At 57.8% G+C, this 22,361-nt stretch carries 20 protein-coding genes; 8 read left to right on the top strand and 12 right to left on the bottom strand.

Annotation, left to right across the window (positions count from 1 at the left end; genetic code table 11):
* Positions 1–68 precede the first annotated feature (68 nt).
* The 9 genes from PSH96_RS14395 to arnC form a co-directional block, all read right to left on the bottom strand.
* Positions 69–245 (bottom strand): hypothetical protein, encoded by a 177-nt coding sequence (locus tag PSH96_RS14395; protein ID WP_305459908.1) that lies wholly within the window; start codon positions 243–245, stop codon positions 69–71.
* Positions 246–524: 279 nt separating this feature from the next.
* Positions 525–2,147: a glycosyltransferase family 39 protein gene (locus PSH96_RS14390; RefSeq protein ID WP_305459906.1), complete on the bottom strand. Its 1,623-nt coding sequence runs from the start codon at positions 2,145–2,147 to the stop codon at positions 525–527.
* Between the two features lie 4 nt (positions 2,148–2,151).
* The gene (locus PSH96_RS14385) at positions 2,152–3,531 is read right to left on the bottom strand and encodes a UDP-glucose/GDP-mannose dehydrogenase family protein (RefSeq protein ID WP_305459904.1); all 1,380 of its coding nucleotides are present in this window, start codon (positions 3,529–3,531) and stop codon (positions 2,152–2,154) included.
* The gene (gene arnF / locus PSH96_RS14380; protein WP_305459902.1) at positions 3,528–3,941 is read right to left on the bottom strand and encodes a 4-amino-4-deoxy-L-arabinose-phosphoundecaprenol flippase subunit ArnF; all 414 of its coding nucleotides are present in this window, start codon (positions 3,939–3,941) and stop codon (positions 3,528–3,530) included. Before arnF ends, PSH96_RS14385 begins: the two co-directional genes overlap by 4 nt.
* Positions 3,938–4,285, bottom strand: a complete 348-nt coding sequence (arnE, locus tag PSH96_RS14375) for a 4-amino-4-deoxy-L-arabinose-phosphoundecaprenol flippase subunit ArnE (protein ID WP_305459900.1) — start codon at positions 4,283–4,285, stop codon at positions 3,938–3,940. The genes arnF and arnE overlap by 4 nt, the downstream gene beginning before the upstream one ends.
* Positions 4,282–5,937 carry a lipid IV(A) 4-amino-4-deoxy-L-arabinosyltransferase gene (gene arnT, locus PSH96_RS14370; protein ID WP_305459898.1) on the bottom strand — a complete coding sequence of 552 codons (1,656 nt, stop codon included), beginning with the start codon at positions 5,935–5,937 and terminating at the stop codon, positions 4,282–4,284. Before arnT ends, arnE begins: the two co-directional genes overlap by 4 nt.
* Positions 5,934–6,818, bottom strand: coding sequence for a 4-deoxy-4-formamido-L-arabinose-phosphoundecaprenol deformylase (arnD, locus tag PSH96_RS14365; RefSeq protein WP_305459896.1), 885 nt, complete (start codon positions 6,816–6,818; stop codon positions 5,934–5,936). Before arnD ends, arnT begins: the two co-directional genes overlap by 4 nt.
* Positions 6,818–8,809 carry a bifunctional UDP-4-amino-4-deoxy-L-arabinose formyltransferase/UDP-glucuronic acid oxidase ArnA gene (gene arnA / locus PSH96_RS14360; protein ID WP_305459895.1) on the bottom strand — a complete coding sequence of 664 codons (1,992 nt, stop codon included), beginning with the start codon at positions 8,807–8,809 and terminating at the stop codon, positions 6,818–6,820. The genes arnD and arnA overlap by 1 nt, the downstream gene beginning before the upstream one ends.
* Positions 8,806–9,840 (bottom strand): undecaprenyl-phosphate 4-deoxy-4-formamido-L-arabinose transferase, encoded by a 1,035-nt coding sequence (gene arnC / locus PSH96_RS14355; RefSeq protein ID WP_056860018.1) that lies wholly within the window; start codon positions 9,838–9,840, stop codon positions 8,806–8,808. Before arnC ends, arnA begins: the two co-directional genes overlap by 4 nt.
* A 472-nt stretch (positions 9,841–10,312) precedes the next feature.
* On the opposite strand from arnC, the gene PSH96_RS14350 reads away from it, so the two are divergent.
* Together PSH96_RS14350 and xerC are read left to right on the top strand one after the other, a co-directional pair.
* Complete coding sequence (locus PSH96_RS14350) at positions 10,313–11,131, top strand: M949_RS01915 family surface polysaccharide biosynthesis protein (protein WP_305459892.1); 819 nt, start codon at positions 10,313–10,315, stop codon at positions 11,129–11,131.
* A 121-nt stretch (positions 11,132–11,252) separates the two neighbouring features.
* A complete protein-coding gene (xerC, locus tag PSH96_RS14345) occupies positions 11,253–12,167 on the top strand; it encodes a tyrosine recombinase XerC (RefSeq protein WP_305459890.1) in 915 nt (304 codons plus the stop codon).
* Positions 12,168–12,299: 132 nt separating this feature from the next.
* Here xerC and PSH96_RS14340 read toward each other — a convergent pair whose 3' ends face one another.
* A complete protein-coding gene (locus PSH96_RS14340; RefSeq protein WP_305459888.1) occupies positions 12,300–13,157 on the bottom strand; it encodes an SDR family oxidoreductase in 858 nt (285 codons plus the stop codon).
* A 319-nt stretch (positions 13,158–13,476) separates the two neighbouring features.
* Here PSH96_RS14340 and PSH96_RS14335 point away from each other — a divergent pair, with 319 nt between their 5' ends.
* Entirely contained in the window at positions 13,477–14,928 is a 1,452-nt protein-coding gene (locus PSH96_RS14335) for an AAA family ATPase (protein ID WP_305459886.1), read from the top strand.
* Positions 14,925–15,857 carry a hypothetical protein gene (locus PSH96_RS14330; RefSeq protein ID WP_305459884.1) on the top strand — a complete coding sequence of 311 codons (933 nt, stop codon included), beginning with the start codon at positions 14,925–14,927 and terminating at the stop codon, positions 15,855–15,857. Before PSH96_RS14335 ends, PSH96_RS14330 begins: the two co-directional genes overlap by 4 nt.
* Before the next feature lie 23 nt (positions 15,858–15,880).
* On the opposite strand, the gene PSH96_RS14325 is transcribed toward PSH96_RS14330, so the two are convergent.
* On the bottom strand, positions 15,881–17,086 hold the full coding sequence (locus PSH96_RS14325; RefSeq protein ID WP_305459882.1) for a multidrug effflux MFS transporter: 1,206 nt from the start codon (positions 17,084–17,086) through the stop codon (positions 15,881–15,883).
* 207 nt (positions 17,087–17,293) lie between these two features.
* Between PSH96_RS14325 and rbsK the strand changes: the two genes are divergently transcribed.
* From rbsK to PSH96_RS14310, 3 genes are read left to right on the top strand one after another with little or no spacing between them, the layout of a single operon-like run.
* The gene (gene rbsK, locus PSH96_RS14320; protein ID WP_305459880.1) at positions 17,294–18,214 is read left to right on the top strand and encodes a ribokinase; all 921 of its coding nucleotides are present in this window, start codon (positions 17,294–17,296) and stop codon (positions 18,212–18,214) included.
* A 28-nt stretch (positions 18,215–18,242) separates the two neighbouring features.
* Positions 18,243–19,571: an L-fucose:H+ symporter permease gene (fucP, locus tag PSH96_RS14315; protein ID WP_017135709.1), complete on the top strand. Its 1,329-nt coding sequence runs from the start codon at positions 18,243–18,245 to the stop codon at positions 19,569–19,571.
* Positions 19,568–20,614, top strand: a complete 1,047-nt coding sequence (locus PSH96_RS14310) for an aldose 1-epimerase family protein (protein WP_305459878.1) — start codon at positions 19,568–19,570, stop codon at positions 20,612–20,614. Before fucP ends, PSH96_RS14310 begins: the two co-directional genes overlap by 4 nt.
* Here PSH96_RS14310 and deoR read toward each other — a convergent pair.
* Complete coding sequence (gene deoR, locus PSH96_RS14305; protein ID WP_305459876.1) at positions 20,611–21,369, bottom strand: DNA-binding transcriptional repressor DeoR; 759 nt, start codon at positions 21,367–21,369, stop codon at positions 20,611–20,613. The genes PSH96_RS14310 and deoR overlap by 4 nt on opposite strands.
* Positions 21,370–21,496: 127 nt before the next feature.
* Between deoR and deoC the strand changes: the two genes are divergently transcribed.
* Entirely contained in the window at positions 21,497–22,180 is a 684-nt protein-coding gene (gene deoC, locus PSH96_RS14300; RefSeq protein WP_305459874.1) for a deoxyribose-phosphate aldolase, read from the top strand.
* The last annotated feature ends 181 nt before the right edge of the window (positions 22,181–22,361 follow it).

The raw sequence follows: 22,361 nt of genomic DNA, 5'->3' as shown, positions 1-22,361 counted from the left end.
CAGTGTGCCGAGCTTGCTGCCATGGTGCCAATGCATATTAATGAAGATTAAATGCAAAAATAATGCAGTTAATGGCCCTCGTTATAGAAGATGCGATGCGTCGGTTGCGGCAGTGGCGTGCAGATGCGTCCGAGTACACGAGTGTCCGTCTCTTCATTGAACAGCTGTCTTTGCAGGTTCTCCTGCAATCCAGGGTCGTCGGCCAGCGGCCCCTTCAGTGCCACCAAGGCGTCGCGCAACGCCATCAATCGATCCAGCCTCGGCGCAGGTATAAGCAACAGGTCTTCTGGCACGGCATTGCCCTTTTGATCAAGCAGGTCGGTGTGCGTGGAAGGCTGACTGCGCCCGGTAGTAGATAGTTAACGCACATGACAAAGGAGTCTACATTTGGGTTCCGGGCATCGGAAGGCAAAGTGCGCCAGCGTTTACGCATAGCTGTGTAGGCGCTTTCCGGGCGGTTATAACGAAAAACGCCCACTCTCGAAGGAGTGGGCGCCGTTTCCGTCAGACCGCTGTCAGCGTGATTACGGCGCGCTGACTTTCTCCAGGTGGAGCAACACATACGGGTCTTTGTCGAATTCCCCGGTCAGCGTCGGCGTGATCGAGCGCAAGCGCGGATCCTGCAGTTTTTCGAAGTCCTGAGCACTCATCACCAGCCACGCCGGGCCCTGCAGCGGCGCCAGGTCTGCCGCCGACTGGGTAAACAGCGGCACCTTATCGCAGTTGAAGTTGACCATGAACTTGATGGCTTTCGCATCCTTGCCCAAACCATGCAGCACCACCGGTGCCGGTTGCTGCATGATCTGCTCTTTTACCCCAAGGCTGAATGTGCGGGTGTCGTAGAGGGTGCGTTCCAACGGTTCGACCACCACAATGTAGGTCGACCACAGCGCCAGTACCGCCGCCAGTGCCGACCCCAGCGGGCGTAGACGCGGCTTGAGCAGTGACAACAGCGCCACGGCTTGCAGCACGCCAAGCACGCCGAAGACCAGCCCCAGGCTGTCTAACTGTGCCGGGTAACGCTTGCGCGCCACCACCAGCCCGACTACCAGCAGCGCCGGCAGCAGCGTCCAGATGCCCAGCATCAAGCCGCGCAGCCAGGCGAACAGCCGCCCTTGTCTGACCTGGAACGGATAGGCCGCAATGATCGCTGCCATGGGCAGCATCGGCAGGATGTAGCGTGCCTTCTTGGCCTGAGGGACCGACAGGCCGAGCATCACCAGCAAACCCGCCGCGGCGCAATACAGCACCAGTTTCAGTGCCGGGTCGGGTGCCCGACGGCCACTGATGGCGACTGCCAGCAACACCAGCAACGCCAGCGGATAGGCCAGCGCGTAGTTGCCCATGGAACTGGTGAAGTAATACAAAACGCCGCTGGAACCTTCGGTGCCGTCCATGCGCCCCAGGAACTGCATGCGGATCACGTCCTGCATGAAGTCCTCGCCACCACTGAGCTTGGCCAACAGCAACAACAGGCCGACACACGCCGCCAGCACGGCCAGGGCGATAAAGCCGAAGGTGAACAGTTGGCGCCATTGGCGGTTGATCAGGTAGTAGCTGCACAGCACGCCGGTGGGGATCACCAGGCCGATTGGCCCACGCACCGCAAAGCCCAGGATCAGCAGCAAGAACAGCCAATGCAAGCGTTTAGCCGCGCCGAAGTGGTCATGGGCATAGCCCAGGTAGAACACCGTCAAGGCGATGGCCGCGAGCATCTGGTCCAGCGAAACTGAGCGGGTTTCACTGATAAAGGTGCTACTGAGCAGCAACATCGCGATGCTGAGCAGGCCCCAGCGCGTGGAGTAGGGCGCCGTGAGGCGATACACCAGCACCACGATCAGCGCCGAGGCGATGGAGGTGGGCAACCACGCCGTCAGGCTGCTGACCTCGCCAAACGGCAAGGACAACAGCCAGGTCAGCAGGGTCGAGGTCGCCAGGTAGTCAGCGTAAGGCTGGCCATAGGTGGTAGGGAAAAAACTCGGCCCATGGCGCAGCATTTCCTGGGCAAACACCACAAAGCGCGAGTCAAAGCCGATGATTGCCTGGTGCCAGTTGCCGACAATAAACAGCACCAGCGCCAGGAGCCCGAGCCCCAGCGACTGGTTGCGCAGCGTTGCTGTAAGCAGCGGCGGTTGAGCTTTGTTCACGTCTTTAGTCTTCCTTGGCTGGCGCGACCCAGTTTTGCTGGGGAATCGGCAGCTCGCAGGAGTCGCCACGGCCCATCGGGAAATACTTGAAGCCTTTGCGCGCCAGGCGCTCGCCGTCGTAAAGGTTGCGACCGTCGAAGATCACCGGGTTTTTCAGGCGGGCGTGGATCAGTTCGAAGTCCGGCGCCTTGAATTGCTGCCATTCGGTGCAGACGATCAACGCATCGGCGCCGCTCAAGGCCGATTCCGGCGTGCCCAGCAGGGTCAGGCGCGACTCGTCACCGTAGATGCGCTGGGTTTCCTGCATGGCTTCGGGGTCGAACGCACGGACATTGGCGCCGGCCGCCCAGAGGGCTTCCATCAGCACGCGGCTTGGGGCATCGCGCATGTCATCGGTGTTGGGCTTGAAAGCCAGGCCCCACAAGGCGAAGGTTTTGCCTTGCAGCTCGCCCTTGAAGTAAGCGTTGATGCGTTCGAACAGCTTGCTCTTCTGGCGCTGGTTGATCGCTTCAACGGCTTCGAGCAGGTCGCTGGAGCAGTTGGCTTCCTTGGCGCTGTGGATCAGGGCGCGCATGTCTTTAGGGAAGCACGAACCGCCGTAGCCGCAGCCTGGGTAGATAAAGTGATAGCCGATGCGTGAATCGGCGCCGATGCCCAAACGCACGGCTTCGATGTCGGCGCCCAAGTGTTCGGCCAGCTCGGCGATCTGGTTGATGAAGCTGATCTTGGTGGCCAGCATGCAGTTGGCGGCGTACTTGGTCAGTTCGGCGCTGCGCAGGTCCATGAAGATGATGCGGTCATGGTTGCGGTTGAACGGCGCGTAGAGGTCGCGCATGACTTCACGCACTTCTTCGCGCTCGCAGCCGATGATGATGCGGTCCGGGCGGCGGCAGTCGGCTACGGCCGAGCCTTCCTTGAGAAATTCCGGGTTGGAGACGATATCGAACTCCAGGTGACGACCGGCAATGTGCAGGTTTTTTTCGATATGGGCGCGCAGGGTGTCGCCAGTGCCGACCGGCACGGTGGATTTTTCCACCAGGATCACCGGCTCCACGCGATGGCGGGACACGGCATCGCCCACCGAGAGCACGTATTTGAGGTCGGCCGAACCGTCTTCGTCCGATGGCGTGCCCACGGCGATAAACAGTACTTCACCGTGTTCTACGGCGAGTTTTTCGTCAAAGGTAAAGTGCAGGCGCCCGCTTTCCAGGTTTTCCTTGACCATGGCCGCCAGGCCCGGCTCGAAGATGGTCACGTGGCCTTTTTGCAGCGACTCGACTTTGCTCTTGTCCACGTCCATGCAGATCACATCGTGACCGACTTCGGCCAATACGGTGGCCTGTACCAGACCGACGTAACCGCTACCAAATACACTGATTTTCATGGGGCATTCCTGGGGCTTGCAACGCTAGCACGACGAGAGTTAATAACCAGAACACCGAGAATGACCAAGGCCACTCCCAGGGTTTTTGAAAGCGAAAAATGTTCGTTGAACACCGGCAGGCTGGCGGCCAGCAGGTACACCAGCGCGTAGCTGATGCTCAGCAATGAATAGGCGCGGCCCAGGGGCAGGTGTTTGAGCGCGCCAAGCCAGCACAGCATCGACAATGCGTAGGCGATGATCGCCAGCACCACCACGCCCAGGGCGCCCAGATCAATGGCGTTGCTGTTGAACGCATTCAACCATTCGGTCGGCAATGGCAGGCGCGTCATGCTCCAGCGCATGCCCAACTGGGCGGCACTGACCAGGCCGACACTGCCCAAAGCCAGGGCAAACCCTTGCGCGCGGCTCATACGTGACGCCCCAGCAGCACTACGCCACCGATCACCAGGACGACACCCAGCCAATGACGGCCATCGATGTGCTCATGGAAGACAAACCGCGCCATCAGCGTGACCAGCACAAAATTGAGGCTGAGCATGGGGTAGGCGATGCCCACTTCCAGGCGCTGCAACACCAGCAGCCATACCAGCAGGCCAAGGCCCAGGCACACCAGCGCCGACCACAGCCACGGCGAGCGCAATTTGGGCGCCCAACCGTCGGGCTGGTCACGCCAGCTTTCCACCGCAAACTTTTGCGAAACCTGGCCCATGCAGGTGAGCAGACAGGCGCCCAACAGGAGAAGCAAAGTGGTCATTGCGCAGCCTGTGGGAAAATCAGGATGACGATATTGCCTTGCTCATAGCGCTTGCCGTCTTGGGGCAGCAGGTTCACTTCGGCCACTTCATCGTCGCCCTTGACCCGCATGACCACGCCAACCGAGCCTTTTTTACGCGCTTCGCTCATCCACTGTTGAACGTCAGCGGTGCCGACCTTGCGATAGGCGGTGTCCGGATAGGCAATGCCGTATTTCACCTCACCGATGGTGTTGTATAGCGCAACGTCGGGGCGACCCAGGCGCCATGACAACGCCGATGCAGCGCCAAGGTCATTGCTGAGCAGGGCGGTGGTCGGTTGCAGTTCGGGCAAGTGGTCGATGATGAATTGGTCCGGGGTTTTGTTATAAACCACCGAATGGGGCAGGGCGGCCGGCACCAGGGCCACCAGCAACCAGCTGCCGATGACCGGCGCAGCCCACAGTTTCAATGGGCGCGCAGCTTGCAGCAGGTTGACCACGATCCAGCCGAACAGGAAGGTAAACACCAGCACCAGGCTGAAGGTTTCCTGACCCGGCTCATACACCGGCTTCTTTAATTGGAACCAACTGATGGCCAGCAGCGCCACGATCCCAATAACCAGGTTCAACCAGCCATTGATGCGCAAGGCGCGGCCATGCCCCTTGGCCAGCTTGTCGCTGAGTGTCGAGCCCATCAACAGCGCCAAGGGCAGCAGGCACGGCATGACGTAGGACGGCAGCTTGCCTTTGGCCAGACTGAAGAACGCCAGGGGCATCAACAGCCACAGCAGCAGGAACGCGGTCTTGGGCAGGCGCTTTTCCAGCCAGGCCTGTTTGACCGTGGACGGCAGCAGGGCGATCCATGGCAACGAGAACGCGACCATCAGCGGCAGGTAGAACCAGAACGGCTCGGCATGCTGGGCGTCATCGCCGGCAAAGCGCTGGATATGCTCGTGCCAGAAGAAGAAGTTCCAGTAGTCCGGCTCTTGCAGGTGCACGGCCAGTGCCCAGGGCAGGCTGACGACAATGGCGACGACCACCGCGACCACGCCATAGCCAAGCAACTCACGAAAGCGTTTCTGCCAGATCGCATAGGGCAGGGCAATCAACACCGGCAGCAGCCAGGCCAGAAACCCTTTGGTCATAAAGCCCATGCCGCAGGCAAAACCGAGCAAGGCCCAAGATCCCAAGCGGCCGTTGCGCGTGGTGCTGTCGAAACAAAACCACAGGGCCACGCCCGTCAGGTTGACCCAGAAGGTGAATTGCGGGTCCAGGTTGGCGTAACCGCCGAGCAAGGCCACGCTGACAAAGCTCATGTACAGCACGCTGCTGACCAGGCTTTTTTGCGGGTCGTTCCACAACCGGCGCGAAACCAGATATACCAGCAGGATGCTCAGCCCGGTGCTCAAGGCCGACGCAAAGCGTACGCCGAACAGGTTCTGCCCGAAAATCGCCTGGCCCAGCGCAATCATCCAGTAGCCCGCAGCGGGTTTCTCGAAGTAGCGGATGCCCATGAAGTGTGGCGAGGCCCACTTGCCGGTCAGCAGCATTTCCTGGCTGATCTGCGCGTAGCGGGTTTCATCCGGGATCCACAGGCCATGACTGGCTAGCGGCAACAGGTAAAACACGCCAAACGCCAACAGGAGCAGGGGCAATGCCCAGCGCCGGATCATGCCTTTTGCACTCCGAGCCAACCCTCACGGCCGCTGAGCGCGCCGCGCACCAGCTGTTGCCGGGGCAGGGTGGAGACATCCGCGGGCAACAGGTCGCCCAAGGGTTTGAAGTCGATGCCGCGCTGCCCGGCCTGGGCGAGCAGTTGGCGAAAATCGTCAGCCATCAGAATCCCTTCTACTTCTGCGTGGATCGTATAGACGTTCAGCTTCGACTCGGTGAACCGGTCAAGAATGAAGCCGTTGAAATCTTTGGCAGCCACTACCGGGCCGACGACTTCGTCGAAGGTCGGCAGGTCTACCGGAATTTGTGGGGTGCCCGCGCTGCCATCGGCCAGGGTCGGACGAAACAGGCTGGTGCCCCGGCAATCGCTGTTATAGCGAAAGTTAAAGCCTTGTTTGGCTTGCACCACGCGCTCATCGGCACGCCAGCCGGCGGCGGCTGAACAGTCGATGCGTTCACCCAGGATGTCGCTCAGGGTGTCCACGCCTCGACGGATCTGCTCGACCAGCTGTGCGTCGCTCCAGCGCCCGGTGTTGGCTTGCCAACCATGATGGTCCCATGCGTGGAGGCCGACTTCATGGCCGGCGGCCTTGGCCTGGCGCATCAAGTGCCCCAGGTCACGGCCGATCGGCTTGCCCGGCCAGGCGGTGCCGGCCAGGAGAATATCCAGGCCATACAAACCGACGGCATTGGAACGCAGCATCTTCCACAGAAACTGCGGGCGGATGAGACGCCACAAGTGGCGCCCCATGTTGTCCGGCCCGACACTGAAGAAGAACGTCGCCTTAACCCCGGCTTCATCCAGGGATTCGAGCAACCGCGGCACACCTTCACGGGTGCCTCGGTAGGTGTCGACGTCGATGCGCAAGCCTGCCTTCATTACTTTTTGTCCGCGATTTCGAGCATGGCTTCTTTGAGGAAGAAGTCCAGTGTGTTGCCGATGGTCTCGCTCATCTCAACGGTCGGCTCCCAGTTCAACAGGCGCTTGGCGTTGTCGATGCTTGGCTTGCGGTGTGCCACGTCCTGGTAACCGGTGCCGTAGAACGCCTTGCTTTCTACGTCGCGGAAACCGGCGAACGGAGGGAAGTTGCTGCGCAGCGGGTGAGCTTCGAACTGACGCAGCAGTTCTTCGCCCAGCTGACGGATGCTGGCTTCGTTTTCCGGGTTGCCGATGTTGATGATCTGGCCGTTGCAGACATCGTTGTCGTTATCAATGATGCGGGCCAGGGCTTCGATGCCGTCGGCGATGTCGGTGAAGCAACGCTTTTGCTCACCACCGTCGAACAGGCGGATTGGCGTACCTTCCACCAGGTTCAGGATCAACTGGGTGATGGCACGGGAGCTGCCGATACGCGCCGAATCCAGACGGTCGAGGCGTGGGCCCATCCAGTTGAACGGACGGAACAGGGTGAAGTTCAGGCCCTTGTCGCCGTAAGCCCAGATCACGCGGTCCAGCAGTTGCTTGGATACCGAGTAGATCCAGCGCTGCTTGTTGACCGGGCCGACCACCAGGTTGGAGGTGTCTTCGTCGAAGTACTGGTCCTGGCACATGCCATAGACTTCGGAGGTCGACGGGAAGATCACGCGCTTGTTGTACTTGACGCAGTAGCGCACCAGTTTCAGGTTTTCTTCGAAGTCGAGCTCGAACACGCGCAACGGGTTACGGGTGTATTCGATCGGCGTGGCGATGGCCACCAGCGGCAGGACCACGTCGCACTTCTTGATGTGGTACTCGATCCACTCGGAGTGGATGCTGATGTCGCCTTCCACGTAGTGGAAGTTCGGGTGGCTGCGCAGGCGCTCGATGGCGTCGGAGCCGATGTCCAGGCCGTAGATTTCGTAACGGTCGTCACGCAGCAGGCGCTCGGACAGGTGGTTACCGATAAAACCGTTAACACCCAGGATCAGTACACGGGTGCGACGTGGCTTGCGGCCGGACTCGGCGCCGCGCAGCACGGAACCGTCGACCAGGCCCAGTTCGTCAGCCAGGGAAGGGCCGGCCAGGTACAGGCCGTTTTCGTTGCGCTGGCCGAACTTGACCACCAGGGAATCTTCACCGCAGGCGATGCGCAGCGGGTTGACGCTGATCACACGGCCGGGGGCCAGGCCTTCGTTGCCCTTGACTACGTCAGCTTGCCAAACGATGAGTTTGTGCTCGCCGACAGCGCAGAAGGCGCCTGGGTACGGCTGGGTCACGGCACGAACCAGGTTGAACAGCTCTTCAGCCGGCTTTTTCCAGTCCAGCTTGCCATCAGCAGCAGTGCGGCGACCGAAGTAGGTGGCCTGGCTTTCGTTCTGGGCCGTTTCGGCCAGTTTGCCTTGAGCCAGTTGTGGCAGGGCATCGCGCAGCAGGTTGGTGGCCGCGTCACGCAGTTTGGCGTGCAGGGTCAGGCCGGTGTCGGTGCGGTCGATGATGACTTTTTGCTGGGCCAGGATCGCGCCGGCATCGGCACGCTTGACCATGCGGTGCAGGGTCACGCCGGTTTCGGTTTCACCGTTGACCAGCACCCAGTTGGCCGGAGCGCGGCCACGGTACTTAGGCAGCAAGGAACCGTGCAGGTTGAACGCGCCTTTCTTGGCGGTGGCCAGCAGGGCTTCGCTCAGCAGGTTGCGGTAGTAGAACGAGAAGATGAAATCCGGGTTCAGCTTGGCAATACGCTCGATCCACAGCGGGTGGTTGGCGTCTTCCGGTGCGTGCACCGGGATGCCGTTACGGGCGCAGAGTTGGGCGACGGAGCCGTAGAAATTGTTTTCCTTGGGGTCGTCGGCATGGGTGAACACGGCAGCAATGTCGTAGCCGGCGGTCAGCAGGGCTTCAATACCTGCACAGCCAATATCGTGATAAGCGAAGACAACAGCTCTTGAATTCATGACGAAACCTGATCGGAAGGAGAAGTAGGAGAGTGGGAAGTTGCCAGGCCGTCGACGACGACGACCGGAGCCGGTTCTGCGGGTTGGTTACGCAGCACCTTTTCAATAAAGAACCGTGGACGGGCACGCACGTCACTGTACATGCGCCCCAGGTATTCACCCAAGAGGCCCATGCCGATGAATTGGCCGCCGGTGAACACAAACAGCACCGCGAACAGCACGAACATGCCTGAACCGGCCCATTCGGCGCCGAACACCAAACGCAGGAACACCAGCGCAAAGGCAAAAAGCATGCCCAGCGCCGCCAGGCTGAAACCAACGATGCTCAGCAGGCGCAGCGGGGTGGTGGTCATGCAGGTGAGCAGGTCGAACATGAGGCTGATCAGGCGCATGGCGCTGTACTTGGACTCGCCATGCTCACGCTCGGCGTGGTGCACCAGGATCTCGGTGGTGTGGCGTGCGAAGCCGTTGGCCAGGATCGGGATGAAGGTGCTGCGCTCACGGCAGGCCAGCATCGCGTCGACGATGGTGCGGCGGTAAGCGCGCAGCATGCAGCCGTAGTCGGTCATGGCCACGCCGGTGGAGCGTTGCACGGCCAGGTTGATCAGGCGCGAAGGCCAGCGGCGGAAGGCCGAATCCTGGCGGTTGTTACGCACGGTGGCGACGACGTCGTAGCCCAGGGCGGCTTGCTCGACCAGGCGCGGGATTTCTTCGGGCGGGTTCTGCAGGTCGGCGTCGAGGGTGATGATCACCTCGCCACGGCATTGCTCGAAGCCGGCCATGATCGCCGCGTGCTGGCCGTAGTTGCGGTTGAGGATCACCGCCACGACGTTGCTGCCATCTTCTGCGGCGGCGTCTTCCAGCAATTGGGCGGAATTGTCGCGGCTACCGTCATCCACCAGGATGATTTCGTATTCGTAAGCCAGTTGCTTGCACGCTGCGGTGGTGCGACGCAGCAATTCAGGCAGGCTCTCTTGTTCGTTGTAGACCGGGATAACGATCGACACGCAATGAATAGGGTAGGGTTTCAAAGATTCATGACCTCGGGGCTAGAACAATTGGAGCGTGAAAACAGCAGTAATCCATCGATAAACAACGCCGAAAGATTAAACAACGTAGCGTGGGTGTGCGGCATTCATTCGACTTTCCTGAGGACGGGCAACGGTTTCTTCCATGGGCTAGCAGATTAAAGACGAAAACTATTAAAGGTAAAGCGTAATCAACAGGTTAGTCGGGGAAGGCGCGGTTCGTTCTCAAGTCCTGGGGCCAAGATTAAGCGGAAAATTGTTGAACGAATATGAAAGGCGGATGAAAAACTCGTTTATTTGACAGGTAGACAGGTAGGGTTCAGCTAAACCACTGAGGCGCCTGGGGATTGGTTCTGCGGGCAAAACCGCGACGGATTCTGCACCGTTGCGCTGATGCGCAGGGTAATTCAACAAACTTCTCTGCATTGGCCCTCAAGTGCCGGTAAAGTAAGCCATCTCTTGCCAGGGTAGTCGGATGAATAGTGTGCGGATTTTGCGCGGCCAGTTGCGGCCTGCATTGATGGGCGTGTTGATGGCGGTGGCCTGTGTCACCACCGTTCGAGCCGACGATGGCGTGGCGCTTACCAGCGTCGAGCAGGTGCCGGACGGCGTGGAAGTGCGTGGCAAACAGGTCGCGGCCTATACCTGGGATGACCACCAAGGCAAGAACTTGCTGGTACTCGCCGAGCAGGTCAGCGAACGCGATGATGACGGCACCCAATCGGCATTTGTCTACGCGGCCCAGTATTTGCTCGGTGGCGAGCGCCCCAAGCGGGTCTGGATGCTTTATGACGATGTGCAGCATTGCGAATTCGACGCGGGGTTGCGCTTTGATATGGCGGCAACCAAGGTCACTGACCTTGCCGGCGATGGCATTACCCAGGCCACGGTGGGCTATTCGCGCACCTGCACCAGTGATGTCAGCCCGCGTGAGTTCAAGCTGATCATGCATGTGGGCAAGTCGCAGAAGTACCGCCTGCGCGGTGTTGATCGCGTCGGTGCAAGCTGGTGGGACGAGGACGCCGGTGCCCTGCGGGGAATGCCGCTGCCTACCGACTGCAGCGTTGCCGCGCAGCAGGCACTGGTCAGCCAGTACAAGGAGCAGGGCACCGAGTTGCCGCTGCCGGGCTGTTACGGCGATGAAAACGACTTTGCCAAAGCGCCGGACAGCTACCTGGCGTTCATGCGTCAGCACTGGTTTGCACTGATGCAGAAACAGGACGCCGACTGGAGCCAGTCCCAGGCGCAGCCTCAGGGTGAAAACCCGACCGAGGACGACGAATCGGTGCCGTGATTTTGTGCCGTGATTTGGTGCCAGGCCCGGTCCTGGGTTAGACTCGGCCTTCGCCAATTCACTAAATACCTCGATTAAACAATGGCTTGAACGAGGTATTTAATCCAAAGGCTGATCTACCTTGACTGAGTCTATCCGCAACCCACTGACCCTTTATCTCACCCGCTTGGCGCCCTCCAGCCAACTGACCATGCGCTATGTGCTGCAAGATGCTGCCGACCGCCTGGGCTATGAAGACATCAACCTGGAAGAGATCGACTGGCACCTGCTGCAACCCGAACAGGTGATTGCCCTGGTCGGCGCCTTGCGCGAGGACGGTTGTGCGCCAAACACTTCGTCGCTGTATGTGAATGCGGTACGCGGGGTGATGAACGAGGCCTGGCGGATGAGCCTGATCAGTCAGGACCATCTGTTGAAGATGCGCTCGGTCAAGGCCACTCCGGGAACGCGCCTCAGCCAGGGGCGTAACCTGCGCCGCAGCCTGATCCGCGAAATGATGGAAGTCTGTGCCGCCGACCCACGCCCCCAAGGCTTGCGGGATGCCGCCGTGATCGGCATTTTGTATGGTTCAGGCATGCGCAAGTCGGAGTCGGTGAACCTGGATCTGGCCCAGATCAATTTCGATGAACGCAGCTTGCGTGTGATTGGCAAAGGCAACAAAGAGCTGATCAAGTACGCTCCAACCTGGGCGTTTGACAAGCTGCAGGCCTGGCTGGCGTTTCGTCGCGAGCAACTGAAGGACGGCGAGCAGGACGATAGTTTCCTGTTCAACCGTATCCGCCGTGGCAGCCATATCACCCGTGAACGCATCACCAAGCACGCGATTTACTACATCGCCCGTCAACGCGGTGAGCAGGTGGGCGTAAAGATCATGCCCCATGACTTTCGGCGCTCGTTTATCACGCGGGTGATTGAAGAACACGATCTATCGATTGCGCAGAAGCTGGCGCATCACACCAATATCCAGACCACCGCCAGTTATGACGTGCGCGATGACAACGAGCGGCGTCGGGCGGTGGACAGGTTTGATTTGTAGTTTTCAGGCCAGACACTGATTAAAACTGTGGGAGCGGGCTTGCTCGCGAAGGCGGAGTGTCAGGTAGTCAATCTGTAACTGACACACAGCCTTCGCGAGCAAGCCCGCTCCCACATTAGGGCTATGTGAGGCTTAGAGAATCGGTTTGCCGCCGGTGACCGCGTAGCGTGAACCGGAGATATAGCTGGCTTCGTCCGAGGCCAGCAGCACATAGATCGGTGCCACTTCCACAGGCTGGCCTGGCCGGCCGAGCGGTGTTTCGCTGCCAAAGCTCTGCACATCCTTGTCGGGCATGGTCGCTACGATCAGCGGCGTCCAGATCGGCCCAGGTGCCACACTGTTGACGCGAATACCCTTGTCACCCAGCAACTGCGCCAGGCCACCGGTGAAGTTGGCGATCGCGCCTTTGGTGGCGGCGTAGGCCAGCAGAGTTGGCTTGGGCATATCGGAATTGACCGAACTGGTGTTGATGATCGAGCTGCCGGCTTTCATATGGGGCAGGGCTGCCTTGCAGATGCGAAACATCGAGGTGATGTTGATATCGAAGGTCTTGACCCATTCTTCATCCTCGATTTCTTCGAAGGTTTCGTGGGTCATCTGAAATGCGGCGTTATTGACCAGCACATCGATGCGACCAAACTGCTCGACAGTCTTGTCCACCAGCGCCTGGCAGTTGGCTTTTTGCGCGATATCGCCTGGCAACAACAGGCATTGACGCCCGGCTTCTTCGACCCAGCGCGCGGTTTCCCGGGCATCTTCATGCTCATCCAGATAGGCGATGGCCACGTCGGCGCCTTCACGGGCAAAGGCGATGGCCACCGCACGGCCAATACCGCTGTCGGCGCCAGTAATCAGCGCGATTTTGTTGGCCAACCGGCCGGAGCCTTTGTAGCTCTTCTCGCCGCAATCGGGGTACGGGTCCATTTTCTTCTGGGTGCCTGGCACGGATTGGGCTTGAGGCGCGAAGGGTGGGCGAGGGTAGTCGGTCATGTCTAACTCCATAGATCGTCAAAGGTGCTATGGAGTTAGTAGTTTTTTGTTCCGCCATAGTTTTAGTGAATGTTGGGCAAAACCGACGAAAGGTTTCCCTTGCTGGAAGGCCGACGCTCGAGACATGTCAGCTCGAAAATCAAAATCAATTGTGTCGATTCTAGCCAAAGATGGGAGAAATTTCGGTATTTGCCGTACTGGAAGTTGAGATTTTATTCGTAGTATCATTTTGATCTCATTTTGCATTTTTTGGCTTCGTTGCAACGCACACGTGATATTTCAATGATGATTGATACCTCGATTTGGAAGGAACTGAATTTTGCTCTCACGCATTGAACTGGGTTCAAAAACAATCTGCATGAAAGAGGAAGGACAGGGGAATATTTTTGACATTGATTCTCTTTCCCTCTTGATTGGCCCCAACGGCTCTGGCAAGACTATGATTTTGAAAAGATTAGTTGACTACTTCACAGGACAGTTTACTGAGCGGGTTAACAGTGAGCTTAAGGTTTATAAGGTTGGAAATGTACAAATGGATTCTGCTGAAGCGGTAGAAGAGTGGGGTATAATTTATTACTCCTCGCTGCCTTACACTCCAAATTTTCAGCGTTCACAAAACTTGATCGATGCCTCGCCAAAGCGAAAAAAACTATCGATACTTGATGAGCTAATTTCGAATCGAAAGCATATTGAGCAGTTTGCGTTTGATCCTCGTTTAAATATAATGACTCGAATCAATTTTGATAAATGTATAGGCAACATAATGCACGCGTGTGTTTCCTCGAAAAATTTCAGTGGCGAGATCTTTCCAGGAAGTAAAATTTTTGAGAATATTTATGAAGACTCGTCAAGAATCAGATTAAGAAACTCACGACGAGCAGGCTCGTCGTGGTGGAAAGCTATTGAGGCACTTAAAAGTCATCTTCTGAACTTGCCGAATAAAAATCTGACGATTGCAACGTTAATAGTTGTCGATCGAATGATCATGTTTTCTTCTCGCGTGGAGGAGGCTGTTAGTTATTGTCATCGAATCTTGAAGATCCCAATGAATCGCACGGGGTATTCAAAGACGAAGTTTGATAGTTTTGACGATGTTCGTGACGTATTAAAGGTAGTGGATGCTTCCCACTCTCGGATAACAACGGTGCAGCGCGAAGATTGGATTGAAGTGGATTTGCAAGTAGATCTTTACAGTCGTCCTTCGGCTGCATTTAGAAGAGTCACCAGCGTGTATTTTGAAACACGTCTAGATAAGATGAGTTCTGGAGAGATCGCGATCTTATTGCAATTTTGTAGTCTTTCAGCTGCTCTGAAAAAAATAGCGAAAAAGTACAGTAAGGTTTTGTTACTTGTCGACGAGGGTGACGCTTTTCTGCATTTGGAGTGGCAGCGGATGTACATACAGCAGCTAAATAATTTACTGGGCACTTTGAGTGGAAAAATTGGACTTGACGCGCTGCAAGTACTCATGGCGACGCATTCCCCGCTCCTTGCGACAGATGTCCCAAAGCAGTATGTTTGCAGCCTGAATGACGGTCAAGATGGAAGAACACCTAAAGCGTTCGCCGCGACCCTTCATACTCTGTTTGGGCAGTCGTTTAACGCAAAAACTATAGGTGAATTTGCGTCTGAAAAAATCAATGAAGCTGTCGAAAACCTACAAGCTGGCGAAGGCAACCTAAAAGACACACTTATCATCAACTGCATTGACAATCCGATTATAGGGCGAGAAATCGCCGAAATATTAGCGCAAAAGGAAATTGTGTCTTGATTGTTTCTATTTCGAATAGCTGGGCGGGAGCTTATAAGGAACACACAGCGTTCCTTAACAGAAAAATTGATCTCTTTGTCAATCCCAAGCGAAAGTATGGGAAGCGAATAAAGAAGCCGCTTCAGCATTCCGTGAAATTTGTAAATGCTATTCGATATCATCTGACATCAACTGAACTTCCGGTTATTCTCGACAGCATAGCCGTGTTCAATACCTATGCTGCGAGTGCTGGAAAAAGTCGCTTGCGGTTCATCTCGGAAATAACATATCTTTTTAACTACGAGAATTTTCGAACAAAAAAAATTGGTTGGGACGCCTATAAGCTTTGCCTTTCTTCAACTATAAAAGTCTGCCCGTACTGCCAACAAATAGACATTCCTACTCTGCTAGATCAGAATACGGGTAGGGGGTTCAGACCGCCATTAGATCATTATTTTTGCAAAACTAAGTATCCGCACCTGGCACTCAGCCTAGGCAATCTCATTCCTTCGTGCACAAACTGTAATACGAATCTGAAAGAGAAAGCTGATTTTTTTAATGAAGCCCACCTGCATCCATTTCATGATGAGGAAAATATATTTTTTTCATTGTGCCGAACATCAGGGGAGTTATTTATTTGGGACGATATCACTAAGGGTGGTGACTTTTTAAGAGTAGGAGTCAGTGCCGGCAATTCATGTGATAAAACTCTAAAATCACTGGAGACATTTATGATTTCGCAGCGATATGGCACTGTTGAAATTGCCCTTGAGGCCATCGATTACGCAGTGAGCAAACTTGACTGGGAGGGCACAAAAGATAATACGCAGATAGCGGTTATCAGAGGCGCGCGAAATAAAGAGTCGGCGCTTACGCAGTTTGATCGTGCAAATTATAAAAATCTTCGCCTGGGTAAACTTCGTGCAGATATTCATGACCTGCTCAGCTAATCCACCACATTTGTTGTGCGCACCTACAAATGAGACTGGGAATGAAAATGCGCCGTCAAACGACGCAAGGTCCACAAGGTCACCAGCATCGCCGCCACCGCGCACAGCGCGATGCCGACCAGCATGGGCGCGGGCGTATGGTCGGCAAACACGCCAACCAGCGTCATCGACACGGCCGCCGTGATCATCTGGATAGCCCCCAGCAGCGCCGACGCAGAACCCGCGACTGCGCCGTGATCCTCCATGGACAACACCCCGGCGGCCGGCAGCAGCAGGCCGAGGAAGCCGAAACCGATAAACAGCAGCGCCATCATCAAGGCGAGGTTGTCGCTCCACAAGGTGGTGACGGCCAGCGCACTCATGACCACCGCCACGCCGATCACCGACCCGCGAATCAACGGCGCCAGGCCAAAACGCGCACTCAGGCGTGCGGTCAGCTGGCTCATGGCGAAGAACGACGCGGCGTTGACTGCAAAACACAGGCTGAATTGCGTGGGCGTGAGGCCGAAATACTCGATGTACACGAACGGCGCGCTGCCGATAAACACAAAGAACGTCGCCAGGCCAAACCCGCACACCACCGACAGGCCGGTGAATACCGGGTCGCGCAGCAAGGCGCCGTAGCTGCCGATCGCACTGCCCAGGGTCTTGCCCAGGCGGCGTTCGGCAGGATGGGTTTCGGGCAGTTGCACAAAGGTCATCACCAGGCACAACAGCGAAACCACCGCGAGCACCAGGAACACTTCACGCCAACTCCAGAGTGAAATCACCACGCTGCCGGCCAAGGGCGCGAGGATCGGCGAAACACTCATCACCAGCATCAGCAGGGCCATCAGGCGCGCCGCTTCGTGGCCGGTGTACAGGTCACGCACCACCGCCCGCGGGATCACCATACCGGCGCAGGCGCCGAAGGCTTGCAGGGCACGAAACCCAATCAGCACTTCAATCGTCGGCGCCAGCGCACAGCCGACGCTGGCCACCGCGAAAATCGCCAGGCCCGCGTAAATCGGCGGCTTGCGCCCGTACACATCACTGATAGGCCCGTAGAACAACTGGCACACGCCAATGATCATGAAGAACACCGTGAGGCTCATCTGCACGGCCGCCGGCGACGCCTGCAGGCTGGCGCCCAGGGTCGGGAGCGCAGGCAGATAGCTGTCGATGGCGAAAGGGCCAATGGCGGTGATCAACCCCAGCAACAAGGCCAGGTGGGCAATACTTCGAGACATGGGGGTTCCGGGTTAAAGCAAAAGATCGGCCAGCTTAGTGAGCTGTACCTGGGCACACAAGGTGACGCTTACACAGACGCTACATTTTCCTGCCGCTTGACGAGTCTTCATAAAATAAAGATTGAATAATCACACTTAATGTTATTTAAATAACAAAACAAGAGCGCTACGACCTGCCTGGTCGTGCCGCAACAAGGTGAGATAGCAATGGGCAAGATCGCAGTCATCGGCAGCAACATGGTGGATTTGATTACTTACATCGACCGCATGCCGGACCAGGGCGAAACCCTGGAAGCGCCGGGCTTTGCCCTGGGGTGTGGCGGCAAAGGCGCCAACCAGGCGGTGGCGGCGGCCAAGCTTGGCGCGGATGTGCTGATGCTGAGCAAAGTCGGTGACGACATGTTCGCCGACAATACCCTGGCCAACTTCCAGCGTTTTGGTATCGACACCCGTTACGTGCAGCGGGTGCCGGGCGTCTCCAGTGGCGTGGCGCCGATTTTCGTGCGCGCCGATTCCCATAACAGCATTTTGATCGTCAAAGGCGCCAATGCGCATTTGTTGCCGGCGGATATCGAGGCAGCGGCTGCCGACCTGCGTGAATGCACGCTGATCGTGCTGCAACTGGAGATCAACCTGGACACGGTCTACTACACCATCGAATTCGCCCGTCGCCATGGCATTGCAGTGCTGCTTAATCCGGCACCAGCCCTGGCCAACTTGAGTGCCGAGCACCTGGCGCAGCTGGATTTCCTGATTCCCAACGAATCGGAGCTGGCATTGATCACCGGCCGAGTCGTGGATTCGCCGGACTCGGCCCGCAGCGCCGCGCACTCACTGGTCGCCAGCGGCATTCGCCACGTGATCGTCACCCTCGGCGAGCACGGCGCGCTGTACGTGGGCGCGGAGGGCGAGTTCCAGGTGCCTGGCCAGCGGGTAGTTGCCCGTGACACCACCGGCGCCGGTGACGCCTTTATCGGTTGTTTCATCCAGCACTGGTGCCGCAGCGGCGCTATTCGCCAGGCCATGGAGCAGGCAGTGGCGTATTCGGCCTGTTCGGTCACAGCGCTGGGTACGCAGACCTCCTATCCCGACGCCGAAGCGTTCGCCCGTTTCCAGCAACAACGGTAAGACCCTCATCCCAGCCCGGAGAACAATAATGAACAAACCTGCGCTGCAACAGACACCCGATGGCTTCTATCTGAACCGAACGCCCTGGTTCGCGTTTATCCTGCTGTGCAGCATCTTTGCGTTGTGGGCCGCAGCGGCGAGCATGAACGACGTGTTGATCGCGCACTTCAAGAAAGCCTTTCTGCTCAGCGATTTCCAGACCGCCTTTGTGCAGTCGGCGTTTTACCTGGGTTACTTTTTCGTGGCGATTCCGGCCGCGATGGTGGTGCGCCGCTTGAGCTACAAAAGCACGATCCTGATCGGCCTGTTGCTGTACATGCTGGGCTGCCTGCTGTTTTTTCCCGCTGCGTCCACCGCCAAGTACGGCATGTTCCTGCTGGCGCTATTTGTGATCGCGGCGGGCCTGTCGTTCCTGGAAACCGCGTGCAACACCTATTCAACCCTGATGGGTCCACGGGAAACCGGGACGCGGCGCTTGAACATCTCGCAAACTTTTCACCCGTTCGGCGCCATGGCCGGGGTGTACGTGGGCAGCTTTGTGATGTTCAAGGACACCGATGCCACCACCGAGCAACTGACCCAAATGAGCGCCTCCGAGGCGGCGGTGCAGCAGTTGCAGATGATCCAGTCCACGCTGTTGCCCTACAAGTGGATGATCGCCGTACTGGTGCTGATGTTTATCCTGATCGCCATCACCCGCTTCCCAGCCTGCAAGGGCAATAAGCCCGTCGACAATAAATCCGGCAGCCTGCGTCAAAGTCTGGGCCGGCTGTGGCGCAACCCGCGCTTTACCTTTGGTGTACTCGCGCAGTTTCTGTATGTGGGCGCGCAGGTTGGTGTGTGGAGTTTCACCATTCGCCTGGCCATGCAAATGGGCGGCATGAATGAGCGCAGCGCTTCATGGTTTTTGCTGACCACGTTTGCCGCCTACTTTGTCGGCAAGATGATCGCTAACCTGCTGATGCGCCGCCTGCACCCGGCCCGGGTATTGGCGATTTACGGCGTGCTGTGCATTGTGCTGCTGGCCTACACCATCCTGGTGCCGAACATTTCCGCGGTGTATGCGGCAGTTGGCGTGAGCATTTTTCTCGGCCCGTGCTGGCCGACCATCTACGGCCTGACCATCGATGGCCTGGGTGAAGACACCGGTGTCGGCGGTTCACTGCTGGTGATGAGTATTGTCGGTGGCGGGGTGATTCCGATCTTCCAGGGCCTGTTGTCCGACGCCAGCGGTGGCAACATGCAGTTGGCCTACAGCGTGCCGTTGCTGTGCTTTATCGTGATCGTGATGTATGCGCTCAAGTGTATGCGCCAGTCGGACAGCGTGCCGTCGGGTGCAGCGGCGGTGGCCTCATGAACGCGCGTATCCCGTTGTATCCCGTGCTGTTCAGCGAGCAGGAAAAGGTCCTGCTGCACTCCGACGACTTCAAGGTCAGTGCCTGGGTTTACCCGTCCGGCGTGCTGGCCGTGAGCCTGGAGAACAGCCGTGGACGCCTGGTGGTGTTGCCTTATCAGGGGCAGATGATCTGGTCAGCCGTGTTCGACGGCTGCGACCTGACCATGACCCATCTCTTCGAGCAGCCAAGGCCCAGCCCGACGATAATCGACACTTACGGCTGCTTCATGTTTCACAGTGGCTTGCTGCGCAACGGCTGCCCGGCGCCGGATGACACCCATGCCTTGCACGGCGAAATGCCCTGCGCGCCGATGGACACGGCCTGGCTGGAAACAGGCGAGGGCGTCGTGCGCCTGGGTGGCACCTACCAATATGCCAAAGGCTTTGGCGATCGCTACAGGGCAACCCCAAGCGTGACACTACGCGCCGATTCGGCCCTGTTCGATATCGACCTGGACGTCACTAACCTGGCCGGCAAGCCCATGGAACTGATGTACATGGCCCACATGAATTACGCCTATGTGGCCGGCGCGCAGTTTGTCGAGCCGCTAGGGATGCAGCGCTTGCGCCTGCGCACCAGCGTGCCGGACCACGTTAAGCCAACGCCGGACTGGAGCGCCTACATGGCGCAACTGGCCGAGCATCCGGCGCAGTTGGCGTGTCTCGACACACCGGCGTTGTACGACCCTGAAATCGTGTTTTTCTTCGACGATGTGGGTGCAGATGCCACTGGCCATGCGCATTTTCTGCTGGACCACCCCAATGGTGCGGCGTTTTATACCCGTTATCGGCCCAAGGAGTTTGAGCACGCCGCACGTTGGATCCTGCACTCACCGGACCAGCAAGTGGCGGCGTTCGTACTGCCGTCAACCTGTGAACCCGAAGGTTATACCGCCGAAAAAGCCAAAGGCCACGTGCGGGTGCTGGCGGCCGGGGCCAGCGCTTCGTTCAGCGTGACCACCGGCTATTTGAATGCGCGGGAGCGCCAGATGTTGCTGGGTTAAACCAGCAGTTGCGCGCCGCTGGCCTGGATGGCGTCTTTGTAGGCCTGGGGGATTTTCTTGTCGCTGACCACGTAGTGGAAGTCTGCAAGGCTGGCGAAGTGCGCCGTGCGCACCGTGTCGAACTTGCTGAAGTCCGCCAGCAACACGCGCTGCTGGGCTTGGCGCAGGACCTTTTGCTTGACCTCGACTTCATTGAAATTGAAGCAGGTCACGCCAAATTCCTGGCTGACGCCCGCCGCCGTCACGAAGGCCCACGTGAGACGCACGCTGTCGAGAATGCTGCTTTCGGCACTGCTTTCAAACACCTGGTTCTTGCGGTGAAAGGTGCCGCCGCACAGCACGATATGGCAGTTGGGCTTGTTCTGCAGCTTGAGCAGCACGTTCAACGAGCTGCACACCGCCGTGAATTCCAGCTCGTCGGGAATGAAATCAATCACAAACGGAGAGGTGGTGCCGCAGTCGAAAAATACCGTGTCACCGGGCTGTATCAACCGCGCAGCGAGTTTGCCGATGCGACGTTTTTCTTCGACGTGACGCGTGCCTTGGTCAGCGACCCGGTAATCACCGACCTCACTGCCGACCCGTGTGATGTAGCCACCGAGCAGGCGCAAATGCTCGCTGAAGTGGCTGAGGTCGCGGCGCAGGGTCATCTCGGAAACGTCCAGCAGCGCCGCCATTTCCCGCAGGTGAATGGCGCTCTGGTCCTGCAGGGCTTGCTGGATAAGCTTGAGTCGCTCGGCTTTTTTACTGTCCACGGGCATTCCAGGGCTTGATTGTTTGTGTTAACTAAGTAACATTAATTGTGATTATTGTAACGCTTAATGTGAGCGCCGCAACACGCGGCACACCACCATTGGCAACATACAGGCAAGGGCACGTTATATGAATACGCTTCAACCCGCAGTATTGGCCAAGTACATCGATCACACCTTGCTGGCCCCCGATGCTACCCGTGAACAGATTCGCACCCTGTGCGAGGAAGCGCAGGCGCACGGCTTTTATTCCGTGTGCCTGAACTCGGGGCAGGTGCCTTACGCCGCGTCCTGCCTGAGCGACGATCGCGTGGTGATCTGTGCGGTGGTAGGCTTCCCGCTGGGCGCCGGCCTGAGCGACACCAAGGCCTTCGAAGCCGAACGGGCGATAGCCGCCGGGGCAGGGGAGATCGACATGGTGCTTAATATCGGTTGGCTGAAGGAAGGGTTGCTTGACGCAGTGCGCGAAGACATAGCCTTGGTGCATAAAGCCTGCGGCGCCGTGCCGTTGAAGGTAATCCTGGAAACCTGCCTGCTCAGCGACGAACAGAAGGTCCAGGCCTGCGAAATCTGCCGGGATTTGGGGGTGGCATTCGTCAAGACGTCCACGGGGTTCAGCCGCAGTGGCGCCACGCTTGAAGACGTGGCCTTGATGCGCAAGACAGTAGGCGCCGGCGTTGGGGTCAAGGCGTCCGGCGGCGTACGTGATTATGCGACGGCGGTGAAGATGATTGAGGCCGGAGCGACGCGCTTGGGCAGCAGCTCGGGGGTTGCGATTGTGGGTGGAGAAATGGCGGCGGTGGGTAGTTATTGAAGTACTGTTTATATAACTCAACTAAATAGACATTTAGTTGAGTTATGCTCATTGGTTATATTGTTAGGGCAGAGCTAGTTGATCCTTTACTCTAGTGTGGGTACATGCGCGTTACTTCACATTTGGCATCATAAAGGGACGATCTATATGCGGGGAAGGCTTACGTCAGGTCTGTGGGTGG

The sequence above is a fragment of the Pseudomonas sp. FP2338 genome (genome assembly GCF_030687515.1).
GTDB lineage: Bacteria > Pseudomonadota > Gammaproteobacteria > Pseudomonadales > Pseudomonadaceae > Aquipseudomonas > Aquipseudomonas salomonii.
The sequence above is the reverse complement of the archived record's forward strand: the minus strand, read 5'-3'. Positions and strand labels throughout refer to the sequence as shown.

What these genes read in the sequence shown, in the direction of transcription:
- PSH96_RS14395 (WP_305459908.1), bottom strand. Translation starts at nt 245, where the DNA reads ATGGCGTTGCGCGACGCCTTGGTGGCACTGAAGGGGCCGCTGGCCGAC.
- PSH96_RS14385 (WP_305459904.1), bottom strand. Translation starts at nt 3,531, where the DNA reads ATGAAAATCAGTGTATTTGGTAGCGGTTACGTCGGTCTGGTACAGGCC.
- arnF (WP_305459902.1), bottom strand. Translation starts at nt 3,941, where the DNA reads ATGAGCCGCGCGCAAGGGTTTGCCCTGGCTTTGGGCAGTGTCGGCCTG.
- arnE (WP_305459900.1), bottom strand. Translation starts at nt 4,285, where the DNA reads ATGACCACTTTGCTTCTCCTGTTGGGCGCCTGTCTGCTCACCTGCATG.
- arnT (WP_305459898.1), bottom strand. Translation starts at nt 5,937, where the DNA reads ATGATCCGGCGCTGGGCATTGCCCCTGCTCCTGTTGGCGTTTGGCGTG.
- arnD (WP_305459896.1), bottom strand. Translation starts at nt 6,818, where the DNA reads ATGAAGGCAGGCTTGCGCATCGACGTCGACACCTACCGAGGCACCCGT.
- arnA (WP_305459895.1), bottom strand. Translation starts at nt 8,809, where the DNA reads ATGAATTCAAGAGCTGTTGTCTTCGCTTATCACGATATTGGCTGTGCA.
- PSH96_RS14350 (WP_305459892.1), top strand. Translation starts at nt 10,313, where the DNA reads ATGAATAGTGTGCGGATTTTGCGCGGCCAGTTGCGGCCTGCATTGATG.
- PSH96_RS14340 (WP_305459888.1), bottom strand. Translation starts at nt 13,157, where the DNA reads ATGACCGACTACCCTCGCCCACCCTTCGCGCCTCAAGCCCAATCCGTG.
- PSH96_RS14325 (WP_305459882.1), bottom strand. Translation starts at nt 17,086, where the DNA reads ATGTCTCGAAGTATTGCCCACCTGGCCTTGTTGCTGGGGTTGATCACC.
- rbsK (WP_305459880.1), top strand. Translation starts at nt 17,294, where the DNA reads ATGGGCAAGATCGCAGTCATCGGCAGCAACATGGTGGATTTGATTACT.
- fucP (WP_017135709.1), top strand. Translation starts at nt 18,243, where the DNA reads ATGAACAAACCTGCGCTGCAACAGACACCCGATGGCTTCTATCTGAAC.
- PSH96_RS14310 (WP_305459878.1), top strand. Translation starts at nt 19,568, where the DNA reads ATGAACGCGCGTATCCCGTTGTATCCCGTGCTGTTCAGCGAGCAGGAA.
- deoC (WP_305459874.1), top strand. Translation starts at nt 21,497, where the DNA reads ATGAATACGCTTCAACCCGCAGTATTGGCCAAGTACATCGATCACACC.